This is a genomic window from Mycobacterium sp. NGS40, assembly GCF_059812735.1.
The window spans coordinates 262,262-288,380 of the sequence record NZ_JCALDG010000006.1 but is presented as its reverse complement, the minus strand read 5'-3'; the positions used below and the strand labels follow the sequence as shown (position 1 = coordinate 288,380).

The 26,119-nt window shown below is 66.4% G+C and carries 26 protein-coding genes; 20 read left to right on the top strand and 6 right to left on the bottom strand.

Annotation, left to right across the window (positions count from 1 at the left end; translation table 11 throughout):
- The first annotated feature begins 12 nt into the window (after positions 1 to 12).
- Entirely contained in the window at positions 13 to 312 is a 300-nt protein-coding gene (gene usfY / locus AC5Y5O_RS12375; protein ID WP_096287430.1) for a protein UsfY, read from the top strand.
- Here usfY and hypB read toward each other — a convergent pair.
- Together hypB and AC5Y5O_RS12365 are read right to left on the bottom strand one after the other, a co-directional pair.
- Positions 306 to 1,121, bottom strand: a complete 816-nt coding sequence (gene hypB, locus AC5Y5O_RS12370) for a hydrogenase nickel incorporation protein HypB (RefSeq protein ID WP_096287432.1) — start codon at positions 1,119 to 1,121, stop codon at positions 306 to 308. The genes usfY and hypB overlap by 7 nt on opposite strands.
- A gap of 12 nt (positions 1,122 to 1,133) precedes the next feature.
- Entirely contained in the window at positions 1,134 to 1,475 is a 342-nt protein-coding gene (locus tag AC5Y5O_RS12365; protein WP_500025413.1) for a hydrogenase maturation nickel metallochaperone HypA, read from the bottom strand.
- A gap of 206 nt (positions 1,476 to 1,681) precedes the next feature.
- Here AC5Y5O_RS12365 and hypF point away from each other — a divergent pair, with 206 nt between their 5' ends.
- Genes hypF through hypE form a run of 4 tightly spaced genes read left to right on the top strand, consistent with a single transcriptional unit; the run spans position 1,682 to position 6,369 of the window.
- On the top strand, positions 1,682 to 3,931 hold the full coding sequence (gene hypF, locus AC5Y5O_RS12360) for a carbamoyltransferase HypF (RefSeq protein WP_500025411.1): 2,250 nt from the start codon (positions 1,682 to 1,684) through the stop codon (positions 3,929 to 3,931).
- 2 nt (positions 3,932 to 3,933) lie between these two features.
- Positions 3,934 to 4,209, top strand: a complete 276-nt coding sequence (locus AC5Y5O_RS12355) for a HypC/HybG/HupF family hydrogenase formation chaperone (protein WP_342927529.1) — start codon at positions 3,934 to 3,936, stop codon at positions 4,207 to 4,209.
- On the top strand, positions 4,206 to 5,309 hold the full coding sequence (gene hypD, locus AC5Y5O_RS12350) for a hydrogenase formation protein HypD (RefSeq protein WP_500025410.1): 1,104 nt from the start codon (positions 4,206 to 4,208) through the stop codon (positions 5,307 to 5,309). The genes AC5Y5O_RS12355 and hypD overlap by 4 nt, the downstream gene beginning before the upstream one ends.
- Complete coding sequence (gene hypE / locus AC5Y5O_RS12345) at positions 5,302 to 6,369, top strand: hydrogenase expression/formation protein HypE (RefSeq protein ID WP_500025408.1); 1,068 nt, start codon at positions 5,302 to 5,304, stop codon at positions 6,367 to 6,369. Before hypD ends, hypE begins: the two co-directional genes overlap by 8 nt.
- Positions 6,370 to 6,424: 55 nt before the next feature.
- Here the strand turns inward: hypE and tkt are convergent, their stop codons facing one another.
- Together tkt and rpe are read right to left on the bottom strand one after the other, a co-directional pair.
- On the bottom strand, positions 6,425 to 8,437 hold the full coding sequence (gene tkt / locus AC5Y5O_RS12340) for a transketolase (RefSeq protein WP_500025406.1): 2,013 nt from the start codon (positions 8,435 to 8,437) through the stop codon (positions 6,425 to 6,427).
- Between the two features lie 50 nt (positions 8,438 to 8,487).
- Positions 8,488 to 9,174, bottom strand: a complete 687-nt coding sequence (gene rpe / locus AC5Y5O_RS12335) for a ribulose-phosphate 3-epimerase (RefSeq protein ID WP_243393999.1) — start codon at positions 9,172 to 9,174, stop codon at positions 8,488 to 8,490.
- 157 nt (positions 9,175 to 9,331) lie between these two features.
- On the opposite strand from rpe, the gene AC5Y5O_RS12330 reads away from it, so the two are divergent.
- Both AC5Y5O_RS12330 and AC5Y5O_RS12325 read left to right on the top strand, forming a co-directional pair.
- Positions 9,332 to 10,012 (top strand): response regulator, encoded by a 681-nt coding sequence (locus AC5Y5O_RS12330; protein ID WP_165796397.1) that lies wholly within the window; start codon positions 9,332 to 9,334, stop codon positions 10,010 to 10,012.
- Complete coding sequence (locus tag AC5Y5O_RS12325; protein WP_500025403.1) at positions 10,009 to 11,223, top strand: GAF domain-containing sensor histidine kinase; 1,215 nt, start codon at positions 10,009 to 10,011, stop codon at positions 11,221 to 11,223. Before AC5Y5O_RS12330 ends, AC5Y5O_RS12325 begins: the two co-directional genes overlap by 4 nt.
- Here AC5Y5O_RS12325 and AC5Y5O_RS12320 read toward each other — a convergent pair.
- Complete coding sequence (locus tag AC5Y5O_RS12320; protein WP_096287446.1) at positions 11,211 to 12,209, bottom strand: class I fructose-bisphosphate aldolase; 999 nt, start codon at positions 12,207 to 12,209, stop codon at positions 11,211 to 11,213. The genes AC5Y5O_RS12325 and AC5Y5O_RS12320 overlap by 13 nt on opposite strands.
- Before the next feature lie 175 nt (positions 12,210 to 12,384).
- Here AC5Y5O_RS12320 and AC5Y5O_RS12315 point away from each other — a divergent pair, with 175 nt between their 5' ends.
- From AC5Y5O_RS12315 to AC5Y5O_RS12300, 4 genes are all read left to right on the top strand, one after another.
- Complete coding sequence (locus AC5Y5O_RS12315) at positions 12,385 to 13,815, top strand: form I ribulose bisphosphate carboxylase large subunit (RefSeq protein WP_096287448.1); 1,431 nt, start codon at positions 12,385 to 12,387, stop codon at positions 13,813 to 13,815.
- Positions 13,816 to 13,890: 75 nt separating this feature from the next.
- On the top strand, positions 13,891 to 14,316 hold the full coding sequence (locus AC5Y5O_RS12310) for a ribulose bisphosphate carboxylase small subunit (protein ID WP_500025397.1): 426 nt from the start codon (positions 13,891 to 13,893) through the stop codon (positions 14,314 to 14,316).
- Positions 14,313 to 15,263, top strand: a complete 951-nt coding sequence (gene cbbX / locus AC5Y5O_RS12305; protein WP_500025395.1) for a CbbX protein — start codon at positions 14,313 to 14,315, stop codon at positions 15,261 to 15,263. The genes AC5Y5O_RS12310 and cbbX overlap by 4 nt, the downstream gene beginning before the upstream one ends.
- On the top strand, positions 15,260 to 16,162 hold the full coding sequence (locus AC5Y5O_RS12300; RefSeq protein WP_096287454.1) for a LysR family transcriptional regulator: 903 nt from the start codon (positions 15,260 to 15,262) through the stop codon (positions 16,160 to 16,162). The genes cbbX and AC5Y5O_RS12300 overlap by 4 nt, the downstream gene beginning before the upstream one ends.
- An 18-nt stretch (positions 16,163 to 16,180) precedes the next feature.
- Here the strand turns inward: AC5Y5O_RS12300 and AC5Y5O_RS12295 are convergent, their stop codons facing one another.
- On the bottom strand, positions 16,181 to 17,245 hold the full coding sequence (locus tag AC5Y5O_RS12295) for an AraC family transcriptional regulator (protein ID WP_500025392.1): 1,065 nt from the start codon (positions 17,243 to 17,245) through the stop codon (positions 16,181 to 16,183).
- 253 nt (positions 17,246 to 17,498) lie between these two features.
- Here AC5Y5O_RS12295 and AC5Y5O_RS12290 point away from each other — a divergent pair, with 253 nt between their 5' ends.
- The 9 genes from AC5Y5O_RS12290 (at position 17,499) to AC5Y5O_RS12250 (ending at position 26,063) form a co-directional block, all read left to right on the top strand.
- Complete coding sequence (locus tag AC5Y5O_RS12290) at positions 17,499 to 18,065, top strand: DUF1641 domain-containing protein (RefSeq protein ID WP_500025390.1); 567 nt, start codon at positions 17,499 to 17,501, stop codon at positions 18,063 to 18,065.
- Positions 18,066 to 18,133: 68 nt separating this feature from the next.
- On the top strand, positions 18,134 to 19,105 hold the full coding sequence (locus AC5Y5O_RS12285; protein WP_342927542.1) for an NADH-quinone oxidoreductase subunit B family protein: 972 nt from the start codon (positions 18,134 to 18,136) through the stop codon (positions 19,103 to 19,105).
- Between the two features lie 64 nt (positions 19,106 to 19,169).
- A complete protein-coding gene (locus AC5Y5O_RS12280) occupies positions 19,170 to 20,777 on the top strand; it encodes a nickel-dependent hydrogenase large subunit (RefSeq protein ID WP_096287460.1) in 1,608 nt (535 codons plus the stop codon).
- Between the two features lie 77 nt (positions 20,778 to 20,854).
- Positions 20,855 to 21,628 carry a hydrogenase maturation protease gene (locus AC5Y5O_RS12275; protein ID WP_500025446.1) on the top strand — a complete coding sequence of 258 codons (774 nt, stop codon included), beginning with the start codon at positions 20,855 to 20,857 and terminating at the stop codon, positions 21,626 to 21,628.
- Positions 21,629 to 21,633: 5 nt separating this feature from the next.
- The gene (locus AC5Y5O_RS12270; protein WP_096291102.1) at positions 21,634 to 21,900 is read left to right on the top strand and encodes a hypothetical protein; all 267 of its coding nucleotides are present in this window, start codon (positions 21,634 to 21,636) and stop codon (positions 21,898 to 21,900) included.
- 5 nt (positions 21,901 to 21,905) lie between these two features.
- Entirely contained in the window at positions 21,906 to 23,165 is a 1,260-nt protein-coding gene (locus AC5Y5O_RS12265; protein WP_500025387.1) for a hypothetical protein, read from the top strand.
- Positions 23,166 to 23,167: 2 nt separating this feature from the next.
- Entirely contained in the window at positions 23,168 to 24,046 is an 879-nt protein-coding gene (locus AC5Y5O_RS12260) for a NifU family protein (protein WP_096287462.1), read from the top strand.
- Positions 24,043 to 25,221, top strand: a complete 1,179-nt coding sequence (locus AC5Y5O_RS12255) for an NHL repeat-containing protein (RefSeq protein ID WP_096287464.1) — start codon at positions 24,043 to 24,045, stop codon at positions 25,219 to 25,221. The genes AC5Y5O_RS12260 and AC5Y5O_RS12255 overlap by 4 nt, the downstream gene beginning before the upstream one ends.
- A complete protein-coding gene (locus tag AC5Y5O_RS12250) occupies positions 25,218 to 26,063 on the top strand; it encodes a hypothetical protein (RefSeq protein WP_096291103.1) in 846 nt (281 codons plus the stop codon). The genes AC5Y5O_RS12255 and AC5Y5O_RS12250 overlap by 4 nt, the downstream gene beginning before the upstream one ends.
- Positions 26,064 to 26,119: the final 56 nt, after the last annotated feature.

Genomic DNA, 26,119 nt, shown 5'->3' with positions numbered 1-26,119 from the left:
CGAGGAGAAGCCATGGGTGACACCGCAGATCCGACCGATCATTTCCGTACGACGTGTCCGCATGCCGGCGAATTCTTCATCGACCGACTGTGTTGGCCGGGGCTGATGGCGATAGTGCTGGGTGTCGCGTCGCTGGTTGGCGGCGTAGCCGCGGCAGCGTATGGGCACCAGGACTGGACGCTGACGATGGTTATGGTCGGAGTACCAGCGATCGTTGCCGGCCTGGTTTGGCTCGTGCTGGAGCATCGTCGGGTGTTGAAGATTGAAAGCCGTTGGCTTTCGGTGTATTCCTTGCGACGCCCGAGCTACTGATCCGCGGTCTCACGGATCAGGAGGTCAGGTGCGACAGCATCATTTGGGGAGCAGAACCGCCGCAACCAGTTGAACCACGTCGTCATGCCGTCGCCGGTGCGCGCACTTATCGGAAGAATGTCTGCGGTCGGATTTACCTGTCGAACGTGGTCGACGTAAGTCGCGATGTCGACGTCGAGGTGGGGTGCCAGGTCGATCTTGTTGAGCAGCACGACATCCACCGACCGAAACATGACCGGGTATTTCAGTGGTTTGTCTTCACCCTCGGTGATCGAGTAGACCATCGCCTTGGCGTGCTCGCCGACGTCGAATTCGGCCGGGCAGACGAGGTTGCCGACGTTTTCGATGATGACCAGGTCCAGTGCCGCCAGCTCCAGCCCCTGCAGTGCTCGGTTGACCATGGGGGCGTCCAGATGGCACTCACCGCCAAAGCCATTGCTGGTGTTGAGCAGTGATATCTGGGCACCCCGGCCGTCGAGCTTCGCGGCGTCGAGGTCGGTGGCGATGTCGCCTTCGATCACCCCGAGGGACAATTCGGCGGCGAGTGCGTCCAGGGTGGCGGCCAGCACCGTGGTCTTTCCCGATCCAGGCGAGCTCATCAGGTTCAAGGCGCGGATGCCGTTGGTCTCGAAGGCGTGGCGGTTGATGGCGGCGCGGCTGTCGTTTTCGGCGAAGATGGACTCGAGTACCTCGATGCGCTGTGAGCCGGACGCATATCCGCTGTGGTCGCCGTGCTCGTGCTGGTGACCCTCGGGGTCGTGGTCATGACTGTGTACCGTGCCGTCGTCGTGACGATGAAATCTACCCACGCACTTGCCCTTTCATGACACTTCGACGGACGTGACCAGAAACTCGTTGCCGCACACCACGTCAACGTCGGTGCTCGAGCAACTCGGACAGCAGACCGAGAACCGAGACTCAATCCGCGACTGTTGCCGGCAGGTGTGGCACAGGACCTCGGCGGGCACCAGGTCGAGTTCCAGCTCGGCATCGACCATGTTGCCGTCGAGGTGCTGACACACCAACGACCAACAGAACTCCAGAGAATCGGGCACCACCTGTCGTAGCGCGCCGACTCGGACTCGGACGATATCGACGTGACGACCCGCCGCATGGGGCTTCACGACACCGGCGATGGCCCTACACAGCGACAGTTCGTGCACTACACCATGCTGCCTCGCAGGGGACAACGCTGTCGCGAAAATAAACTGCGGAAAAACGCAGACTTTGTGTGCGAAATTGTGATTGTCGACACATCGGGGCCCGGTCTAGCCTGGGCGTGACCGCCCGTGCCGCCAGCCCATAGGCGCGGGGGTCCTTGCTGCTCAGGAGGTTGGTGGTGGGCAGTCAGCGTGGGGCGCTAGCGAGCGTGCGATTGCGCCTCCATATTGCCGGGGTCGTTCAGGGCGTGGGATTCCGCCCCGCGGTCGCGCGCATCGCGGCACGTCACGGCCTGGCGGGGTGTGTGTACAACGATTCCGGCTCGGTGCACTGCGAGTTCGAGGGCGCTCCCGATGCGGTCCAGGCGGCCGTCTCGGCGATCAGCGTCGACCGCCCGCCGATGTCTCGCATCGATTCCATCGAGGCCATCGCACTGCCTCCGAATGGCGAATCCGAATTTCGCATCGTCGACAGCCGAACCGTCGCCGACCGACGCACGCTGGTGCCTCCGGACATCGCCGTTTGCGCCGACTGCCTGCGCGAACTCCGCGACCCCGACGACCGTCGTCACGGTCACCCGTTCATCACGTGCACCAACTGCGGCCCGCGCTACACGGTGATCACCGACCTGCCCTACGACCGGCCCGCGACCACCATGGCGCAGTTTCCGATGTGCGCCACCTGTTCGGCCGAGTACCGAGATCCCGCCGACCGACGGTTCCACGCGCAAACCATCGCCTGCCCCGACTGCGGACCGACGCTGTCTTGGCGCGGTCCCGGTGGTGGCCTCGAACCACTAGCCGCCGCCGCGCACGCGCTCGAGAACGGCCTGATCGTCGCCATCAAGGGCATCGGCGGGTTCCATCTTGCCTGCCGAGCCGACAATGCCGCGACGGTCGCGGATCTGCGGCGCCGAAAAGGCAGACCCGCCAAGCCGTTTGCGGTGATGGTAGCGGATATCACTGCGGCGCAACGTATTTGCCATATCGACGCCGCGTCGGCTGAACTGCTGCAGTCGCCCGCGGCGCCGATAGTCTTGCGGGCCGCCCGGGACGACTCGATGCTCGCCGGCGTGGCGCCCGGACTGTCCGAAATCGGCGTGATGCTGGCCTACTCGCCCGTTCACCATCTGCTCTTCGATCGTTTGGGGCCGGTGCCGTTGGTGATGACGTCGGCCAACAACGGGGGATCGCCGATCGTCTTCCGCGATCGCGACCTGACCTGGATCGACGGGCTGGCCGATGCCGTGCTCACGCACGACCGGCCCATCCACGTGCCGTGCGAGGATTCGGTCCTCACGGTTGACGACGACGGCGGCGTGGTGCCGATCCGACGATCCCGCGGTTACGCGCCGCTTCCAGTCTCGGTCCCCGCGGCGGCCGACGCCCCCGTCGTGCTGGCAACCGGTGGGGACCTCAAGACCACGTTTTGTCTGTTGTCCTCCGACGGAAACGCGCACCTGTCGTCGCACCTGGGCGACATGGCCGACCCGCGGACCCAGACCTGTTTCGAGTCGGCGCTCGACCACCTGGCGTTCATGACCGACCGGCATGCCACGGTCATCGCGTGTGATCTGCATCCGTCGTATGCCACCACCGGCTGGGCGCAACGGCAGGAGCGGCCGGTCGTGCGGGTGCAACATCACCACGCCCACGCGGTATCGCTGCTGGCCGAGCACGGCCGGCTCGCCTCCCCGATGCTCGCGGTCGCGTTCGACGGCACCGGCTATGGCACCGACGGCACCATCTGGGGCGGTGAACTGCTGATGGTCAGCGACCCGGCCGCCTGCACCCGCGTCGGACACCTCAAGACGTTCGCACTGCCCGGCGGCGACGGGGCCGTGCGTCAGCCGGCCCGCATCGCCCTGGACCTGCTGTACCGCGCCGGAATCGAGTGGGCGCCGGATCTCCCGGCCGTCGAGAGTCTCAGTGCGCAGGCACGTTACGTCCTTGCCCAACAGCTTCCGCGTGGCATCGGATGCGTCCAGACCAGCAGCATGGGCCGCTTGTTCGACGCGGTCGCCAGCCTGCTCGGCGTGTGCCAGCAGGTGAGCTACGAGGGGCAGGCGGCCGTCGAACTCGAGCACCTGGCGCGCCGGGGCCGACCGGCACCGCTGGACTTCGAGGTGACCGACGGTGAGTTGGACCCGATGCCGTTGATCACCGAGTTGGTGCGGGGACTGCGAGCCGGCACGACGCCGGCCGACCTCGCCGCCGGGTTCCACGCCGCCGTCATCCGAGCCACGGCTGAGGCGGTCGGTCAGGTGGCCGGCGACGTCGGTACCGTCGGGCTGACCGGCGGTGTGTTCGTCAACCGGGTGCTGCGCGACGGTCTGCGTAGCGAATTGGCCGACAATGGTTTCGAGGTGCTGACTCATGCGGTGCTGCCGTGCAACGACGGCGGACTTGCGTTAGGTCAGGCCGTGATCGCGGCTCGGCGGCAAGAAAGGGTGGCATAGCTATGTGTCTCGGAATTCCCGGAAAGGTCATCGACACCTGGGACGAGGCGGGGACGCGGATGTGCACCGTCGACTTCGGCGGCACCACCAAAACCGTATGCCTTGCCTATCTTCCGGACATGCAGATCGGGGAGTACACCATCGTTCATGCCGGATTCGCCATCACCCGACTCGACGAGGCGTCGGCAAATGAGACGTTACGAATGTTCCACGACCTCGGCGTGCTGGACGAAGAGCTGGCCGGTGACGAAGGCCAGGGCAGGAGGGAGCCGGCATGAAATATCTAGATGAATTCCGTGATCCAGCGGCGGCGCGCACCTTGGTCGCCGATATCAAGAGGCGCGTCACCAAGACCTGGACCATCATGGAAGTCTGTGGTGGGCAGACACATTCGATCATTCGCAACGGCATTGACCAATTGCTGGACGGTGCGGTGGAATTCATCCACGGACCCGGATGCCCGGTCTGTGTCACGCCGCTGGAGATGATCGACCGTGCGCTGGAGATCGCGGCCCGCGATGACGTAATCTTCTGCTCCTTCGGTGACATGCTGCGGGTGCCGGGCAGCAGTCAGGATCTGTTCGGTGTGCGTGCTCGGGGTGGTGACGTCCGAATCGTGTACTCGCCGTTGGACGCCACTCGGGTGGCGGCCGACAATCCCGACAAGCAGGTGGTGTTCTTCGGGGTCGGCTTCGAGACCACCGCGCCGGCCAACGCGATGGCAGTTGTGCATGCGCAGCGACTGGGGCTCACCAACTTCTCCATGCTGGTGTCGCATGTGCTGGTGCCCCCGGCCATGACGGCGATCTTGAGCTCGCCGACCAACCGAGTCGAGGCCTTTCTGGCGGCCGGCCACGTCTGCACGGTGATGGGTACCGGCGAATACGGGCCGCTGGTCGATGAATTCCGGGTTCCCATCGTGGTGACCGGTTTCGAGCCGCTGGACTTGCTCGAAGGCGTGCGGCAAGCTGTCGACCTGCTGGAGGCGGGCACCCCACAGTTGCGCAACGCCTATCCGCGCGCGGTGACCGCCGCCGGGAACGCGGTCGCGCAACAGACCCTCGCGGGGGTGTTCGTGGTGACGGATCGACAATGGCGCGGCATTGGCCTGATCCCGAAGTCCGGATGGACGCTGTCCCCACGCTACGCGGAGTTCGACGCCGAATTGAAGTTCGGGGTCGGGCATCTGCGGGTCTCCGAATCGGCGGAATGTCACAGCGGCGAAGTGTTGCAGGGCCTGTTGAAACCCAACGAATGTCCGGCGTTTGGAAAATCATGCACACCGCGCACGCCGCTCGGCGCGACCATGGTGTCCAGCGAAGGCGCCTGCGCCGCCTACTACCAGTTCCGGCGGTTGGAAGCCGCTGCCCATGCCTGAGTCTCGCGTCGCCACCGATCCGGCCGACTGGGTGTGTCCGCTGCCGTTGCGCGAGACGAAACGCATTGTGCTGGGCCACGGCGGTGGCGGTGTGCTCTCCGAGGAACTGATCGAGAATCTATTTCTGCCCGCGTTCGGTGGCGCGGCCGGCGCGCCCCGTGATTCCGCATTGGTCGACATCGCGGGCGGACGGATCGCGCTGACCACCGATTCCTATGTGGTGCAACCTCTTTTCTTTCCGGGCGGCAACGTCGGCGACCTGGCGGTCAACGGCACCGTCAACGACTTGGCTTGCAGCGGAGCCCAACCGCTCGCGCTGACGGCCGGGTTCATTCTCGAGGAGGGACTCGATCTGGACGTGCTCGGCGCGGTCGCCGAAACCATGGGCAGGGCCGCCGCCACCGCCGGGGTCGGCATCGTCACCGGTGACACCAAAGTGGTTGCCAGGGGCGGTGCGGACCAGCTTTTCGTCAACACCGCCGGGGTAGGTGTCGTGCCGGCGGGGGTGCACGTCGGGCCGGAGAGGGCGCGCGTCGGCGACCACATCATCGTGTCGGGCAACGTGGGCGAACACGGCGTCGCCATCATGAGCGTGCGCGAGGGCATCGACTTCGGCACCGTCGTCACGACCGACAGCGCACCGCTGCACCGACTGGTTGCGGCCATGCTCGCCACCGCCGGTGCCGGCGTGCACGCGCTACGCGACCCTACCCGTGGTGGCCTCGTTGCGGCGGTCGTCGAGATCGCCCGCGCTGCCTCGGTTGGTATCGAACTCGATCAGGCGGCAATCCCTGTCCCCGAGACGGTTTCGTCGGCATGCTCGTTCCTCGGGCTGGACCCGCTGCAGGTGGCCAACGAGGGAAAGATGGTGGCTTTCATCGACCCCGCGCACAGTGAGGCAGTGCTGGACGCCATGCGGTCGCGTCCCGAGGGGGCCAACGCCGCGATCATCGGCCGAGTTGTCGCCGAACATCCCGGCCTGGTGGTGGGCAGGACGCCGTTTGGCACCACACAGGTCATCGAACGTCAACTGGGCGAGCAACTTCCGCGCATCTGCTAGGTCCGGTCCGCCCGGAGATCTCGACGTCGAAGATGGCCGCCTCTAGCGTCACGAGTCATCCGGACGCCGCCGCGATACTGCGCAGCGCGGCGTCGAAGACCGCCGCCGCGGTCAGGCCCAGATGCGCTGCCACCTCGGGGCCCGGCCCGCTCTCGCCGAAGCGGTCGATGCCGATCACCGTGTCCGCCGGCCGTGCCAGAGCTCGCCAGCCGCTGCTCACGCCGGCTTCGATCCACACGACCGGCAGATCGGGCAGTGCGGTGCCGTCGGCCTGCAGCGCGGCGGCGATGCGTTCGCGCCACATCACCGAGATGACGATCGCCGATATCCCGTGCTCGCTGAGCAATTCGGCGGCCTCGAGTGCCAAGGCGACCTCCGAGCCGCTGGCCGCCAGCATCACATGAGCGGTATCGGCTACCGGCCGCACCACCCGCATGCCGTAGTGGCGGACGTCATCTAGCCCGGCACCGCCGAGTACCGGAAGATCCTGTCGGCTGAGCACCAAAGCGGTAGGGCCGTCGGTGTTGTCCGCCGCCAGCTGCCATGCCAACGCGGTCTCGGCAGCGTCGGCCGGGCGTAGCACGGTCAGCCCCGGAATCAGTCGAAGCGACTCCAGCTGTTCAACCGGTTGATGGGTCGGGCCATCCTCACCGACATGCACGGAGTCATGCGTAAACACATACACCACAGGCAATTTCATCAGCGCCGAGAGCCGCAAAGCCGGGCGCAGGTAGTCGGCGAACACCAGAAAGGTGCTGCCGAAGGGGCGCAGCCCGCCGTGCAGGGCGATGCCGTTCATCACCGCCGCCATCGCGTGCTCGCGAATACCGAAATGAATCGTGCGGCCGCTGTAGTCCTCCGGTGTGATGTCACCACCGGGGATCGCGGTGTTGGTCGAGGCGGCCAGATCGGCGGATCCGCCGACCAGCCCCGGGTAGGCGGCAGCCAACGCTGCCAGTGCCGCACCGGATGCCTTGCGAGTGGCCGACGTTCCACCCGAGGCCAGGCCGTCGGCCAGCGGCGTGAGCACCGACAGGTCGTCGGCGGCGGGAACCGTGTCGAGCGGGAAGTCCGCGGAAAGCTGCGGATGGTCAACCTGCCACGCCGCATGCATCTGAGCCCACCGCGCATGCGCCGCGCTGCCCCGCGCAGCCACTACGGCGGCGGTCGCGCTGACCGCGAGCGGCACGTGGAAATGCTCGTCGGGCCAGTCCAAACGGGAGCGCATGGCATGCAGCACTTCCGATCCCAACGGGCTCCCATGTGCTTTGGAGGTGCCTTCGATGCCGGGCGCCCCAAAGCCGATGATCGTGCCCACCCGGATGAAGGTGGGCCGGCCGTCTGTCCGAACCGCCTCGGTGAACGCGTGGTCGAGGGCGGCCACGTCGTTCCCGTCGGGGACGCCGAGCACACGCCAGCCGTAGGCGCTGAACCGGCCCTCGACGTCGTCGGTGCAACTTTGGGAGGCCGATCCGTCGATGGTGACGTCGTTGTCGTCGAAGATCACGATCAACTTGCCGAGCCGGAGGCGCCCGGCCAGTGATGCGGCCTCGTGGCTGATGCCTTCCATCAAGTCGCCGTCGCCGGCGAGCACCCAGGTGCGGTGGTCGACGACGCTGTGTTCATCGGTATTGCATCGCGCGGCCAGCATCCGTTCGGCCAACGCAATTCCGACCGCGTTGGCAAGCCCTTGTCCCAGTGGGCCCGTGGTGGTTTCGACGCCCGCGGTATGACCGCACTCGGGGTGTCCGGGAGTCAGCGAGCCCAGCTGCCGGAACTTCCGCAGTTGCTCGACCGGCATGTCGTAGCCGAACACGTGTAGCAGGGAGTAGAGCAGCATCGAGCCGTGGCCGGCAGACAGCACGAAGCGGTCGCGGTCGGGCCAACGCGGATCGGCGGGGTCGTGGCGCAGGTGGCGCGACCACAACGTCCAGGCGATCGCGCTGGCACCCAACGGTAGTCCCGGATGTCCGCTGCCGGCGGCCTGCACACCGTCGGCGGCCAGGAACCGCAGCGTGTTGATGGCTAACCGGTCCAATTCGTCCGTGCCGGTTGATGGTTCGGTCATGTCGGGGGCCAGTGTGGTTCCTGGTGTGCTGGTCGTTCTGGGTGTGATGGTCACGGTGCCACCAGCCTTCCGTTGGTCTCGCGGGCGGCTGCGCGAAGTGCGTGCGCCGCCTCGGTCATGTTCGGTCCGGCGAACAGCGCCGAACCGGCGCAGAACACGTCGGCTCCGGCCGCTGCGGCGGCGGCGATGGTGCCCGGTCCGATACCGCCGTCCACCTCGAGCTCGATATCCAGTCCGCGCCGGTCGATTTCAGCTCTGGCGGCCGCGATCTTGGGTTCCATGCTGGTCAAATAGCGTTGCCCGCCGAACCCGGGGTTGACCGTCATGATCAGCAGCAGGTCGGTGACGTCGAGCACATCGAGGACCGCGCCCAGCGGGGTAGCCGGGTTAAGGGCGACGCCGGCGCGGGCGCCAAGGCCGCGGATGCTCGACAGGGTGCGGTGCAGGTGCCGACACGCCTCGGCATGCACGATCACGATTTCGCAGCCGGCTTCGATCACCCAGCGCGGCAGCATCGGGTCAGGATCCTCGACCATGAGGTGCGCCTCGAAACCCATTGTGACTCGGTCGCGGCAGGCCGCGATCACGTCGGGACCGAAGGTCAGATTTGGGACGAACCGTCCGTCCATGACATCCCACTGGATCCGGTCGACACCGGCGCGCTCGATCTCTGCGACGTCGCGGCCCAGTTCGGCGAAGTCCGCCGGCAGCACGGACGCGACCAAAGTTGGTGTCACCAAAGCGATTCCTCCCTGAAACTCGTTTCCAGCACGTTAGGGCGCAATGCGGCAACGCTGAATCCCCCAACGCGGGGGAATCCGGGGTGATGTTCTCACCGGTGAAATCCAGCAAAAGGAGATGACGACATTGGTACTCGGCAATTATCGTGTTCGCATGACGGCGGTTACTGCAGTGCCTATTACCGGGCCCGTTCGGGTCGTTTTGGTTGACGACCACGAAATGGTTATCGAGGGCCTTAAAGCGATGCTCGCCTCTTTCCGGAACCGCGTGCGGGTCGTCGGCGAGGCAGTGGGCGCCGAAAATGCACTCCAGGTCATTGAGAGCCTGCAACCTGACATTGTGCTCTGCGACGTCAGAATGCAGGGCGCCAGCGGTCTGGACCTGTGCCGTGCCATCCGCGAACGCAACCCCGCAAGCAAGGTCATTCTGCTTTCGGTGTACGAGGACGAGCAGTACTTGTTCCAGGCCTTAAGGGTCGGGGCGTCGGGTTATCTGCTGAAGGGCATCAACAGCGACGAGCTGGTGCGGCAGCTGGAGTACGTCCAGAGCGGTTCGACCGCCATCGACGCGGGCCTTGCCGCGCGGGCCGCCGACACTGCGGCCCGGCTGCAACGGGACGAATTCTGGCCGGGCGCGCGACAGGGCCTGAGTCAGCGGGAGAGCGAAATCCTGTCGTTCGTCGTGGCCGGCCTGTCGAATCGCGGCATAGCCAGCAAACTCGTCATCGGCGATGAGACGGTCAAGAGTCACCTGCGCTCCATTTATCGCAAGCTGGGCGTCAACGACCGCACCGCGGCGGTGGCGGTCGCGCTGCGCGAGGGGATCTACCAGTGACGGGATCGGTGCGGGGGCTGGTGGACGCCGACCGCGAGGTCGCACTGCTGCTCGACATCGTGGCCGCCACCGGCAGCGGTCCGGCGATCGAACCGGTCGCGGCGGCGGTCGCGCGACTCATCACAGCGGCCACAGCATCCGACGTCTGCTTCGTGCACGTCCTCGATGATTCCGGCGGGTCGCTGACCCTGGCCGGCGCCACACCACCGTTCGACGAATGCATCGGCCAGGTCCAGCTGCGACTTGGCGAAGGAGTCTCGGGATGGGTAGCGCAACACCGTGAACCCGTGGTGATCACCAGCCGCAAAGACGAAGACCCGCGCTATGTGCCGATCGCGGCGTTGCGCGGCTCGGACTTCACTTCGATGGCGTCGGTGCCGATGGAGACGGGACCGGGCCGGCTCGTCGGCGTCCTCAATGTGCACACGGTAGCCCGCCGGGAGTTCACCGACCGCGACATTGAGCTGTTGCTGGCGATCGGGCAATTGACCGCCGGCGCGTTCGACCAAGCGCGGGTGCACCGGCAGTTGGCCGCGCGGGAACGGGTGCACGGCAGTTTCGCCGAACAGGTGATCGCCGCGCAGGAATCCGAACGCAGGCGGTTGGCCGGCGATATTCACGACGGGATCTCTCAGCGGCTGGTAAGCCTGAGTTACCGGCTCGATGCGGCCGCCCACGCCGTCGAGACCGACGACCAGGACGAGGCCACTGAACAGCTCGAAAAGGCCCGTGATCTCGTCGATCTCACGCTGGCGGAAGCCCGTTCGGCGATCGGCGGGCTCCGCCCACCCGTGCTGGACGACCTCGGTCTGGCCGGCGGCCTGGCCAGCCTGGTATCGACGATCCCCGAGGTAGACCTCGACCTGGAGTTGGCTGACGAACGGTTGCCCGAACATGTCGAGGTGGCCCTATACCGGATCGCACAGGAGTGTCTGCAGAACGTCGTAAAGCACTCCCGCGCGATGACCGCCACGGTGCGCTTTGCCGTCGAGGCAGGCGTAGCCCGACTGGAGGTTGCCGACGACGGGATCGGCATCGCCGGATTCGATCCGTCCGCCCGCCCGCCCACCAGCTACGGCATGCTGTCGATGACAGAGCGTTCCGAGCTGGTGGGCGGGCGGCTGGCCGTGCGCTCGACGCCCGGATCGGGTACCACCGTCACGGTGACGGTCCCGCTGGACGGCGCGGGCATCGCAGGTCAGGCCGGCTGAAGCTGGTCGCGCAGGCGCACCGCGGAGGCGTTGGCCGACACATGACCCAATAGCGCCTCCTGCGCCGTGCTGACCCGTGTTTCATCACCGCGCCACGCCGCCAGCGCCGGGGACACCAAGGCCCTGCCGAAGGAAAAGGTCAACGGCCACGGTGTGCGATGCGCCTGCAGCGCCGTCAGGTTGCTGGTGGCACGCGTCGGCGACTGTCCGCCGGACAGAAACGCCACCCCGGCGAGGTCGGCCGGCCAGGCACGCAGCACCGAAACCGTGGCCGCGGCAACCTCTTCCGCCGTGGCCTGGGTGGGGTGGTCTTCGCCTTCGATCACCATGTTGGGTTTGAGCACGATGCCGGCCAGGTCCACGCGTAGCAGGCCCAGCTGTTGGCGCACCGCCGCGTGCACCTCGGCGGTCACTTCGGCGCACCGGGCGATGCTGTGGTCGCCGGTCATCAGCACCTCGGGTTCGACGATTGGCACGATGCCCGCTTCCTGGCAGGCCGCCGCGTAGCGGGCCAGTGCGTTGGCGTTGCATGCGATGGCGCCCCAGCTCGGGGTGCTTTCGGTGATGCTGAACACGGCCCGCCACTTGGCGAACGCCGCGCCCATTTCCGCATACCGGGCCAGTCGGCCGGCGAGACCGTCCAAGCCCTCGGTCACCGTTTCACCCGGCAAACCCGGGCAGGGCTTCGCGCCGGTGTCGACTTTGATGCCGGGCAGCATGCCCAGTTCGCGGACCCGCTGCGGAAACGGCCGCCCATCGCTGAAGACCTGGCCCAGGGTTTCGTCGCAGAAGATGATCCCCGAGACGCCGTCCGCGAGCCCGGGCGTGCTGGCCAGGAGTTCGCGGTAGTTCCGCCGGCTGTCCGAGGTCGCGGTGACGCCTGCCTGCTCGAGACGGGCCGACATCGTCGTGATGCTCTCGTCGGCGGCGAGGATGCCCTTGCCGGGCGCCGTCATGGCCTGGGCGATCTTCCTGCACGTGCTCATCAATGCTTCCTGTCTCTAGGGGTGCGCACACCATAAGAGCAGCGCCGATAGTGCGGCGTCACCCGAATGGTGGAAAGAATGGGGGTCGCTGGACACTTAACTAATAACCTAAGTATCAGCCCCCCCCGCCTATTATCGATAGACAGGTTGATTGTTCGCTGACACGATTCGAGCCATGACCGACAGATGGAACGCGGGAGTGATCCCGTACGCAGAGATGGGCTACTGGCAGCCGGATTACCAGCCGAAGGACACCGACGTTCTCTGTGCCTTCCGGATCACCCCGCAGGAGGGGGTCCCTCCGGAGGAGGCGGGCGCCGCCGTCGCCGGTGAATCGAGCACCGCGACGTGGACGGTGGTGTGGACGGACCGCCTCACCACCTTCGAGCACTACCAAGCCAAGTGCTATCGCGTCGACGCGGTGCCCGGCGTGCCCGGACAGTGGATTGCGTGGATCGCCTACGACCTCGACCTGTTCGAGGAGGGCTCCATTGCCAACCTGACCAGTTCGATCATCGGCAATGTGTTCGGGTTCAAACCGCTCAAGGCGCTGCGCCTGGAAGACATGCGGATCCCAACGCACTACGTCAAAACCTTCCAGGGGCCCGCACACGGCATCGTGATGGAGCGCGAGCACCTCGGCAAGTTCGGCCGGCCGCTGCTGGGCGCCACCACCAAACCCAAGCTCGGTCTCTCGGCGCGCAACTACGGCCGCGTCGTTTACGAGGCGCTGCGCGGTGGACTGGACTTCACCAAGGACGACGAGAACATCAACTCCCAGCCATTCATGCGATGGCGAGACCGCTTCCTGTTCTGCATGGAAGCCGTCAACCGGGCGCAGGCCGCCACCGGCGAGATCAAGGGGCACTACCTCAACGTCACCGCCGGGACGATGGAGGAGATGTACGCGCGGGCGAACTTCGCCGCCGAGCTCGGTTCGGTGATCGTGATGATCGATCTGACGATCGGCTACACCGCGATCCAATCGATGGCGAAATGGGCCCGCGATAACAGCGTCATCCTGCACCTGCACCGCGCCGGGCACGGCACCTATACGCGGCAGAAGTCGCACGGCGTCAGCTTCCGGGTCATCTCGAAGTGGATGCGGCTGGCCGGGGTCGACCACATCCACGCCGGAACGGTGGTCGGGAAACTCGAGGGTGACCCCAACACCACGGCCGGGTTCTACGACACCCTGCGCCTCGACCGCGTCGAAGCAGACCCGGTCAAGGGCCTGTTCTTCGACCAGGAGTGGGCGTCCATGCCCGGCGTCATGCCGGTCGCTTCCGGCGGCATCCACGCCGGTCAGATGCACCAGCTCATCCACTACCTGGGCGAGGACGTGGTGCTGCAGTTCGGCGGAGGCACGATCGGGCACCCGATGGGAATCGCCGCCGGGGCCGAGGCCAACCGGGTCGCTCTGGAGGCCATGATCAAGGCCCGCAACGAAGGCCGCGACTACTACCAGGAAGGCCCCGACATCCTGAAGAAGGCCGCCGCACGCAACCGCGCGCTGGACACCGCGCTGGCCACCTGGGGCGACATCACCTTCAACTACGAATCCACCGACACCCCGGACGTTGTCGCGACGCCCACTCGGGCCTGAGCCGTGGCGATCGCGAGCCCGGCGCGAGCCGGGCGAAGCGGGTCGCCACTATCAACACAGCCAAAGGAGCCAATCATGTGCATCACCCAGGGCACCTTCTCGTATCTGCCCGACTTCACCGACGAGGAGATCACCGCGCAGATCAACTACGCACTCGACCACGGCTGGCCGCTGTCGGTCGAATTCACCGACGACCCGCATCCGCGCAACATCTATTGGGAGATGTGGGGGCTCCCGATGTTCGACCTCAAGGACGCGGCGGGCGTGCTGCTCGAGGTCAACGCATGCCGGGCGGCAAACCCGAACAGCTACATCCGCCTCAACGCGTACGACGCGAGTTTGGGTCGGCAGACGACGGCGCTGTCGTTCATCGTCAACCGGCCCGCCGAGGAGCCCGGCTTCCGGCTGGACCGCGCCGAGCGGGCGAACCGGCAGATCGGCTACACCACGTTCGCCTATGCCACCGAGCGGCCGAGCGGGCAGAGGTATGAGTCGTCATGACCGCGTTCGGCTGCCGGCCGGTTCTCGCCGAGCCCGAAGCGGAACCAAAGCCGGAAACCCTGGACCCGGGTGCAGTCGTCGACCTGGCGGCCGCCCGGGCCACCTCGGGTATCGATGAGGTGCTGTCGGGGTTGGACCGCGAGCTGGTCGGCCTGGAGCCGGTGAAGACCCGCATCGCGGAGATCGCGGCGCTGCTGCTGGTCGACCGCATGCGGGAACGTTTCGGCGTGCAGGCAGCTCAGCCGACTCTGCACATGTGCTTCACCGGCAACCCCGGTACCGGCAAGACCACGGTGGCAACGCGGATGGCCGACCTGTTGCACCGGCTCGGCTATCTGCGCCGCGGCCATCTGGTCAGCGTCACCCGCGACGACCTGGTCGGGGAGTACGTCGGGCACACGGCACCCAAGACCAAGGACGTCATCAAGCGGGCGATGGGCGGCGTGCTGTTCATCGACGAGGCCTACTACCTCTACAAGGTCGAGAACGAGCGCGACTACGGCGGCGAAGCCATCGAGATCCTGCTGCAGGTGATGGAGAACAACAGGGACGACCTGGTGGTCATCCTGGCCGGCTACGCGGACAAAATGGACCAATTTTTCTCGGCCAACCCCGGGATGCAGAGTCGCATCGCCCACCACATCACGTTCCCGGACTACTCCGTCGGCGAACTCGAGGACATCGCGGGACTGATGATCGCCGGCCTGGGCTACCGGTTCTCCGAGGAGGCCCACGGCGTGCTGCACAGATACCTCCAGCTACGTCGCGACCAGCCGTGGTTCGCCAACGCGCGCAGCGTACGCAACGCGCTGGAGCGGGCCCGGCTGCGGCACGCGCGCCGGCTTCTTGCCGAGGCCGACACGCCGGTCGGTCTGGCCGAGCTGACCACGATCGAAGCGGTAGATCTATTGGCCAGCCGGGTGTTCGAGACGCGGGAGACGGCATGACAACAAACGCGCGCCTGCGGGCGCTGGTCGAGGTGGCTGATACCGGGTCGGTGCGCGGGGCCGCCGAACGCCTGGTGGTCACCGAGTCGTCGATCTCCTCGGCGTTGCGCGCTTTGAGCAGCGACATCGGCATCACGCTGGTCGATCGGCACGGTCGGGGAGTGCGGTTGACGCCGGCGGGTCTGCGCTATGTGGAGTACGCGCGCCGCATCCTTGGCCTGCACGACGAGGCGATTCTGGCCGCACGCGGCGAGGCGGATCCGGAGAACGGCTCGATCCGGCTGGCCGCGGTGACATCGGCGGGGGAGTTGCTGATCCCGGCGGCGCTCGCGTCGTTTCGCGCGCAACATCCGGGGGTGGTCCTGCACGTCGAGGTGGCCGCGCGCAGCGCGCTGTGGCCGATGCTGTCGCGCCACGAAGTCGACCTGGTGTTCGCGGGTCGGCCGCCCGAGGATTTGCGCAAGAAAGTCCGGGTCCGCGCGATCAGCCCGAACACGCTGATCGTCGTCGGGTGCCCGGAGTTGGCCGGCGGCTTCGCGCCGGGGACGGCTACCTGGCTGTTGCGTGAGCAGGGTTCCGGCACCCGCTCGACGCTGATGACGCTGCTCGAGGAGCTCGACGTCGCGCCGCCACAGCTGGTCCTCGGCTCGCACGGTGCGGTGGTGGCGGCGGCTGTTGCGGGGCTGGGCGTCGCGCTGGTGTCGCGGCAGGCGGTGCAGCGCGAGCTCGACTCCGGCACACTCGTGGAGCTAGCCGTGCCGGGCACTCCGATCAAGCGGCCCTGGCATGTCGTCAGCCAACCCACGCCACCGATGGCCACCGAGTTGCTCATCGAGCACCTGGTCTCCCGTCCCGAGCTCGGCTGGCGCCAGGTGAGCGCGGTGCCTCGCGCGTCCTAGCAACGACCGGGTGAGGGATCAACGCCGCAGGGTGTCGGAGGGCGCCTCGCCCCACCGCTTGCGGTATTCCACGGCAAAACTCCCGAGATGGTTGAAGCCCCATCGCTCGGCGACAGCCGTGACGGTGATCCCGTCGGAGGGCATCGCGTCCATGAGCTCCTCGTGGACGCGCTCCAGCCGGCGCTCGCGAACGTAGGTCATCGGCGTCATGTTCAGCTCGTCGCGGAAGCCCTGCTGGATCGAGCGGACACTCATGTGGACCACTCTGGCGAGGTCGTCCATCGTGATGCGCTCAGCAAGATGGTCGTCGATGAAGTTCATGGCGTCATGGACGACGGCCCGCCGTGGATCTGGCTGCGCCGGCTGCAAAAACTCTTCGTGGTAATTGGACGGCTGCAGCTGCAACAGGGTGCTCATCACCAGTTCCTCGATCGCACCGATGCCCTGACCCCGCTGGATCAGCGATCCCGGGTGGAACACTTCGCTGTGGATGAGCTGGACCGCGGTATGCCAACGCATGGCGGCCTCGCTGGCAAGGTCGAATTCGGGTTCGAATTCCAACGGCCGTGTCAGGGTTCGGCCCAGTAGCCGGGTGAGGTGGGCGGCCATGGCGCGCTGCTCGATCCGGATCAGTAACTGCGGGGAGTCGTGGTCGAACTGAATCCGCAGTGCCTCGCCCGGGCTGGTCACTACCGCGCGGATCGTGTTGGCTTCGAAGTTGCGGCCGCGGTGATCGACCATCGCACGTCCGTTCATGGGCATGTGCACGCCGAAGTACTGGCCCAGCACGGGAATGTCGACCGTGGCCGCGACATGCACGTCGAGGTACAGCATGCTGACGTTGCGCAGCCGCACCCCGTGCATGGTCGCAGCAAACCCGGCCGCGTCATCGGGCCCCACGTGCAATGACAACGGCGCCAGCGCTTTGCCCATCAATCGGGTGGCTTCGGCCGGGTTCTCGGTGTAGAAGATCTCGTTGTCCGCGAGGGCCGGCGGGACGCCTCGCGAACGCACCTTGCGCCGCACCGGGTTCGCCGTGCGGCGGACGTCGATATAGCCCAGACGGGTCAGCCGCGACACCACGTAGCCCCTGCTTGTAGCTGCATCGACACATCATCGAATGGTGAAGTGCTCACTAAACAATCGGTGACAATCATGCAAGTCTCCCAGCAACTGAGCGCGCACCAACGCGCTTAACTCTTCGCAATCGTGACAGCTGCTGCGCGAAAGCGATAGGCAGAACGCCGACCGGCCGCTAGTTTGTGATCGGGGCCACAGCTCGCTGCGGCCCCCGCGAAGTCGGGGAACAGCCCACCCGATCCGTCCAGGAGGTGCCATGTCGGCAAACGGTCAGGTCACCACTCTGTCGCCGTACGACCAGTTGCGCGAACGGCTCGACGACCCGGCCGTCGCGGCGGCGCTCAACAGCCTGCTCGACCACGCCGATCTGTTGGCGATCCTGCTGACCGGCCTCGACGGCTTCGTGCGTCGCGGTGACGAGATCAGTGAGACGTTGGCCTCGAGCGTCGGCGAGCTGCGCGCGGGAGCGCGCAGCGCCTCGATAGCCGGCCTGCCCGGCTTTGACGGCGTGGCATCCGGCGCAGGGTCGGTCGATCTGCCGGCGCTGGCCGCGAGCTTGTCGGAACTGGCGTCGTCGCTGGCGACTGCCGCGCCGGCGCTGACCAAGATCCTGCGGTCTCCGCTCGTCGATCCGCAGGCCGTCGATGTGCTGGCAGAGGTGGGCCAGGCCCTCGTCGTAGGGAAAGCGGCCGCCACGGCGGACCCCGGGGGACCGAAAGGCTTGTTCGGGCTGTGGCGGGTCAGCAAGGACAAAGACGTCAACCGCGGCTTGGGTTTCCTGGTACAGGTAGCGCGAGCATTCGGCAGGCGTCTCCCGCAGTAAAGCAGACTTCAGCCCACGATTCAGCAATGCGGCCGCGACCACGGCCGCCATTTCGGAAGGAGTTTCCAATGGCTTCTGTCTTATGGTTTCAAGGCGGCGCGTGTAGTGGAAACACGATGTCTTTTCTTAATGCCGAGGAGCCAAATGTCGTCGACTTGATTGTCGATTTCGGACTGGATCTCTTGTGGCATCCGTCATTGGGGCTCGAACTCGGCAAGAATGCGCAGAAGGTCTTCTGGGATTGCGCTAATGGCGAGCGACCGTTGGACATATTCGTGTTCGAGGGCACGGTCATCGAGGCGCCAAACGGCACCGGCCGCATGGACATGTTCGCGGATCGTGCGATGAAGGACTGGGTCACCGACCTCGCCGCGGCCGCGCAGATCGTCGTGGCGATCGGTGACTGTGCGTGTTTCGGCGGCATCCCGGCCATGGAGCCCAACCCGTCGGCATCAACGGGTCTGCAATTCCACAAGCGCGACAAGGGTGGATTTCTCGGTCCGGACTTCCGATCCAAGATGGGCTTGCCCGTGATCAACATTCCCGGATGCCCGGCCCATCCCGACTGGATCACGCAGATCCTCGTCGCGTTGGCCACCGGTCGAGCCGGCGACATCACCCTCGACGAACTACACCGGCCCGAGACGTTCTTCAAGACGTTCACCCAGACCGGTTGCACCCGAGTGCAATTCTTTGAGTACAAGCAATCGACGACGTCGTTCGGAGAGGGCACCCGCACCGGCTGCCTGTTCTACGAGTTCGGCTGCCGTGGCCCGATGACCCACTCACCCTGCAACCGGATCCTGTGGAACCGCCAGTCGTCGAAGACACGAGCCGGTATGCCGTGCCTGGGTTGCACCGAACCGGAATTCCCGCACTTCGATCTCGCGCCGGGGACCGTGTTCAAGACGCAGAAGGTCAGCGGCATGATCCCAAGGGAAGTGCCGGAGGGATCGGATCACCTGACCTATATGGCGCACGCTGCGGCCGCCCGCATCGCCGCACCGCAATGGTCCAAAGAAGACATGTTCGTGGTCTGACGACCGCCACACCCACAGCCCTGGTAGTGCTCCAAATCCCGGTAAGCCCTAGAGAGGATCTTTTATGACTGCGCTCGACCTCTATGTCAGCCCATTGGGCCGCGTCGAGGGAGACCTCGACGTTCGCGTCACCGTTGAGGACGGCGTCGTCACGTCGGCCTGGACCGAGGCCGCGATGTTCCGGGGCTTCGAAATCATCCTGCGCGGCAAGGATCCGCAGGCCGGCCTCATCGTGTGTCCGCGCATCTGCGGCATCTGTGGCGGCAGCCACCTCTACAAGTCGGCGTACGCGTTGGACACCGCGTGGCGAACGCACATGCCGCCCAACGCCACCCTGGTGCGCAACATCTGCCAGGCCTGCGAAACACTGCAGTCCATCCCGCGCTACTTCTACGCGCTGTTCGCGATCGACCTGACCAACAAGAACTACGGGAAGTCCAAGCTCTACGACGAAGCGGTGCGTCGGTTCGCCCCCTACGTCGGTACGAGTTATCAACCGGGCGTGGTGCTTTCGGCAAAGCCGGTCGAGGTGTACGCGATCTTCGGCGGCCAGTGGCCGCACTCGAGCTTCATGGTGCCCGGCGGGGTGATGTGCGCGCCGACCCTGTCCGACGTCACCCGCTCGATCGCGATCCTCGAGCACTGGAAGGACAATTGGCTGGAAGCGCGCTGGCTCGGGTGCACCATCGACCGCTGGCTGGAGAACAAGACCTGGGAAGACGTGCTGGCCTGGGTGGACGAGAACGAATCCCAATACAACAGCGACTGCGGCTTTTTCATCCGCTATTGCCTGGACGTCGGGCTGGACAAGTACGGCGCCGGCGTCGGCAACTACATCGCCACTGGCACCTACTTCGACCCGTCGCTGTATGAGAATCCGACCATTGACGGGCGCAATGCCGCATTGATCGGCCGCTCCGGTGTGTACGCGAAGGGTCAGTGGTACGAGTTCGACCAGGCCAACGTTCGCGAGGACGTCACGCACTCGTTTTACGAGGGCAGCCGCGCGTTGCATCCATTCGAAGGTGAGACCATTCCGATCGACCCCGAGCAGGGCCGCAAAGACGGCAAGTACAGCTGGGCCAAGTCGCCTCGGTATGCCGTAGGCAACCTGGGCAATATCCCGCTGGAAGCCGGCCCCTTGGCTCGTCGGATGGCGGCCGGTGGTCCGAATGCCGCCGCACACCAGGACAACGACCCGCTCTTCGTGGACATGTACAACAAGATCGGACCCAGCGTCATGGTCCGCCAGCTCGCACGCATGCATGAGGGCCCGAAGTACTACAAGTGGACCCGCGAGTGGCTCGACCAGCTCGACCTCAAGGAAAGCTTCTACTCCAAGCCCATTGAGCACGCCGAGGGCATGGGGTTCGGCTCCACCGAAGCCGCGCGTGGTGCGCTTTCGGACTGGATTGTGCTCGAGGACAACAAGATCAAGAACTATCAAGTGGTAACCCCCACTGCGTGGAACATCGGTCCGCGAGACAGTGGACAGGTGCTCGGCCCGATCGAGAGTGCGCTGGTCGGCTCGCCGATCGTGGACCCCGAGGATCCGGTGGAACTCGGCCACGTCGCGCGCAGCTTCGACTCGTGTCTGGTGTGTACCGTGCACGCCTATGACGGCAAGACGGGTAAAGAGTTGTCCCGGTTCGTGATCAACGGGATGGTGTGACGCTGACTGCGCACGACTGCGGCTTGGGACCTGCCGACGACACGGACGACCTCGCACCCCCGGGGTGTGCGGTGTTGGTGGTCGGTTGCGGCAACCTGTTGCGCGGTGACGATGGTGTCGGACCCGTTCTGATCCGCCATCTTTGGGAACGCGGCATGCCCGAGGGCGCACGTCTGGTCGACGGCGGTACCGCGGGAATGGACGTGGCGTTCCAGATGCGCGGCGCCCAGCGGGTGGTCATCGTCGACGCCGCGGCGACGGGTTCGGCGCCGGGCACCATCTTCAAGGTGCCCGGAGCGGAGTTGGCGGACCTACCGCCACTGCAGGGCCTGCATACCCACTCGTTCCGATGGGACCACGCCATCGCGTTCGCCCGCTGGGCGCTCGGCGAGGACTGCCCGACCGACATCACCGTCTATCTCGTCGAGGTGGAAGCCGTGGAGCTCGGCGCAGAGCTGTCCGCGCCGGTGCAGGCGGCGATGGAGCTGGTCATCGACCGAATCGAGGCCGACCATCTGGCCGCCCTCCGGCCGGCCGCCGCGCCGGAAACCGTCGTCGAATTCACCGCCGATGGCTATCTGCGACTGGATGCGGCTTTGGCGGCCAGTCGATTTCCCTCCGACGCGGTCGCCGCCGTGATCCGCGACGGCGACCTGTGGCTGATCCCGTTGCGCGGTCCGCGCAGCGGGGGACTGCTGTTGAAGCAACGCAACCCCGCGGGTGACCGATCGCTGCTCATCCGCGAAGTGCTCGCTGACCGCGCAATGTCGGGCACCGCTGGTGCATTCTGGGACGATGCAACCAAGTCGCTGCGCGTCCCGTTGCAGGGCCGGCGGGAGCCGCCGGGGTGATTCTGATGGCTGAGCGGCCGACGGACGGGGGACAGCCGGAACGCCCACCGACGGTGGTTCGCGCCGACAGCTCGGCCGACGAAGCCCTGGACGTGCAGACCGTCGTCGTCGAGGAATGCGGCCGCTGGTTCGTCGAGATCGTCGTGGTGTTCGCCGACGGTGTGGTGCGGAAGCGAATCGACGGCCACGCCACCAAGCGCCGCGCCGAGTTGTCGGCCAACCTGATCAAACGTGCCGCCGAACGCAATATCCGAGGACCGCTCAATGGGTGAACGCCATGACCAGTACCGCTGAAGCCGCCCCCGCCACCACCTTGGCGGCCAGACCGCAGCCGCTCGGGGCGTTCCCGCTGCCGCTGGGGTATCTGCTGATTCCCGCGGGATCCGAGCACGACGCGGTGCGCACGGCGCTGTTGGAAGGAAACGAACCGGCCGCCTGGCCCGACGGGTTGCGGGCACTGCAGCTTGCCCATTCCGGTGATGTCGAGGCGGCGTTGGGCCGGCTGACCACCGATGATCCCGTGACCCGGTACAACCGGTTCGTGCTGGCACCCGACGGTGTCGACACCGACAAGCTGCGCGCCGACCTAGGCGAATTCGGCATCCTGGTCGACCTGGTGCTGTTCACGATCGGCGAGCGCGACACCGTGCCCGAAGTCGACGGCGCGACCGGCGAACTTGCCGCCGTGGCGTTGTCTGCACACGCCAGTCACGCTGTGGCACAAGGCGATTCAGCGGCAGCCGTCGCTTTGCTGGAGCGCGCCGCCCAGGCCGCCGCCGACGTGTCGTCGTGCCTTGAAGGTGTGCTGGTTGGGGCGGCCGGATCGATCTGCCGCGATATGGATGAGGCTTCGGCATTGGAGGCGCAGCCGCGCCTCGAACGGGCGTTGCGTCTGCTCGACGGCGCCGATGGACTGCGCGTTGCGCGGGCGGAATTGCATCTGGGCATCGCGGCGCTGATACACGAACGCGCCCAAGACAATCCGGGCCTGTTAGCCCAGGCGATACCGCATTATCACGCCGCGCTGCAGCTGGTGTTGCGCGAGGAGGCGCCGCTGCTCTGGGCGTCGGCGCACGCCAACCTGGCGACCGCGTACCTGACGATGCCGATGGTAGAAGCGTCCGGCCAGCTGCGTCTCGGGGTGGCAGCGCAATCGCTGCGTTCCGCGCTGAAGGTCTACACACCCGAGCGATACCCCGACCAGTGGGCGAGCGTCCAGCTGAATCTTGCTAATTCGCTGGTGTATACGCCATCCAAACACCAGGCCGACAACCTCGTCGAGGCGGTGGAACTGTACGAGGCCGTGCTCGCGGCCCGCGGCCGCGACACCGACCCGCTGGGCAGGGCCCGGGTGCTGGCCAACCAGGGCAACGCTCTGGCCCACCTCGGGATGTTCGACCAGGCCAAGGCCAAGCTTTACGAGGCGCGGTTCCTCTTCGAGCAGCAGCAGGACCACGATTCGGTGCGTGCGGTTCGAGGCGTCCTCGACGAAATCGCCAGGCAGAGCGCGCTATTACGTTCCGAGGACCTAACATGACGATGGTCGCGAAGGTGTCGACGCCCGGCGTCGAAGAACTGGCCAAGCGGGTCGACGACGCGGTCGCGGCGTTGGCCGATCTCGACCCGAAGGCGCGCGCCGTGGCCGAAGAACTCAAGTCCGCCCTGGAGGCCGTGCACCGGGAGGGACTGGTCACCATCGTGCGCCGGATGCGTGCGGACGATTCCGCACGTGCGGTGCTCTTCGAGCTGGTCGACGATCCGGTGGTGCATCTGCTGCTGTCGCTGCACGAGATCGTTCGGCCTGACCCGCTCACCCAGGCCGGCCGGGTGCTGGAATCGGTGCGACCCCAGCTGCAAAGCCACGGCGGCGATGTCACCCTGGTCCGGGTGCAAGACGGCACCGCCTATGTACGCCTGGACGGAGCCTGCAACGGCTGCTCCATGTCGTCGGTCACCCTGCGCAACCTCGTCGAAGACGCGTTAGTGCAGGAGGTGCCCGCGATCTCGGCCGTCGAGGTGCTGCCCAACGACCCATCGCCCACCCTGATCCCGATCGAAGCCCTCCGGATCGGTCCGGCCTCCAGCCGCGAGGGGTGGGCCAGGGTCGGTCCCGCCGCGGGACTGCTCGACGGTGCGTTGACCGCGTGCAGCCTGACAGCCGATTCCGGAGAGCGGGCCGAGGTGATCGTCGTCAGCGTCGAGCACCGGTTGTCCGCATACCGCAACGAATGTGCGCATGAGGCAATGCCGTTGGACAACGCGATCCTCGACGCGGGCAACGGCACCCTGACCTGCCCGTGGCACGGTTTCTGCTACGACGCGTCCTCGGGCGAATGCCTGAGTGCACCCGGCGCGCAACTCGAACAGCTGCCACTGCGCGTGGACAACGGAGACGTCTGGGTCCGAGTGCGCGGATGAGCCGCTACACGGTCCGGCGCAACATCACCGCGCTACCCCCGCGGGTCGACCCGGTGGCCGAACTCGACCTCACCGACGGCTGGTCGCCCGACGTCTGGCTGGGCGCACCGGCCCCCGGCGGCCTGGCGCTGCCACCGGCGAAACCGACCATGGCGTGGATGTATTCGCCACGCGGGGTGTACCTGGGGGATGAACATCTGGTGGTCGCGGACTCCGGAAACCATCGCGTTCTGCTATGGCACGGGATACCGACAAGCGATGAGCAGCCGGCCGATGTGGTACTGGGTCAGCCGGACGGCTCGACGGAAGGACGCGCGGCGGGCGGACGCGGACCCGAACGCGGAATGAACCTGCCCACCGGGGTCCTGGTGCATGACGGACGACTCATCGTCGCCGACGCGTGGCATCACCGCATTCTGATCTGGGACGAAGTACCGCGACGCAGTGACGTCGCACCCGACATCGTGCTGGGACAGCCCGACGCGTCTTCGGTGGACCCCAACGCCGGCGCCGATTGCTGGGCCGGGTCCTTTTATTGGCCGTTCGGCATCGCGGTGATCGGTGACGCGTTCTGGGTCGCCGATACCGGTAATCGACGTGTGCTCGGTTGGCGCAACGGAATTCCCGACCCCGGTCAACCCGCCGACGTGGTGCTAGGCCAGCCGAGCGCCGCACACCGGGAGGAGAACCGTGGCGAGACTGCCGGCCCCGCGAGCTTCCGCTGGCCACACGACATCGCGGGACGCGGGGATCTCCTGCTTGTCGCCGATGCCGGCAATCACCGCATACTCGGCTGGTCACCTCCGCCCGACCTCGACGGTCCCGCCGGCGTCTTGATTGGCCAGCCGGACTTCAGCAGTTCGCAGGAATGGCCATACGGTCCGCACACGGGTGACCGATTCCGGTTTCCCTATGCGATCGGTTTAGCGGGGGACCGGCTGGCGGTGGCCGATACCGCCAACAACCGAATCCTGTTGTGGGACAGCATTCCTTCCGACGGTCGCCCGGCTGATTACGTATTGGCCCAACCGCACTTCGGCGCCAACGGCGAGAACCGCTGGACGTCGGTTCAGCGTGACACCCTGTGTTGGCCGTACGGGCTGTCGCTGAGTGGGGACCGATTGGCGGTTGCGGACTCGGGAAACAATCGGGTCGTGATTTGGCGACGGCGATGAGACCGCGCATCGTCCAGACTGACGGGCAGACCGGGTTCTACTGGGTCACATCGGCGGGGATGCGCACCTCGCTTCCGCAGCTGGTGGCCGACGACGACGAGGCCGATCGGCTGGTGGCCACGCACCTGGAAGCACTCGACGACGCGTTGATCTTCGCGGCCGAGTCGTTCGGCGAAATCCTGGGCGGGGGAAGGAGTCCCGCTGATGCCGCCGAGCGCGACCTCCTGATTGAGCTGCACCGGACATTGGACCGGTTGTGTCTCGAGTACGCGGCCGCCGGCGACCTCGCCGGGGTCAAGCCCGACCTGCGCGCTGGAAAGATCATCGGAACCACCGCCCTGTTCTCCATCCGCGCCCGGCAGTCGCTCGGCCTGTTGGGACCGGCACCGCTGGACGGGCAACTGGACGAACCCACCCTCGGGGTGGTGGGCGGCTTTGGGGAGATGCGGCAAGTGGATCCCAACCGGCCGTGGCTGGGTGGCCGGTGGGTGGTGAGAACCGATACAGGACAACGATTTCCGCTCACGTTGTCGATGTTGATGTTTGACAGCTCGGGCGTGAACAAGGACGGCGCACGCCGGGAGCACCTGGATGCGCTCAGATCGGTGGTCGTGGCATCACGGGTCGCCGAGGCCGATCCGCTGGCCGTCACGTGTGCCGTCGACTGGCTGCTCTACGACTGGCTGATGGCCCACCGTGACGGACCCGACAGTGCCGAGATCGTCTTTCCCAGAGGCTACGAAGGTGAGGCCGGCGTCGTCGTGGCGGCCGCCGCCACCTCCGTGACCGCACGGGCAACCTTCGACCCGGGACTGGCCGGCCTGGGCGCGCTCCGGCGCTGAAAGGTCCTGCGAAACCACCTGGTATATCCCCCGATTCGGTGATCAACGGGCCGGCG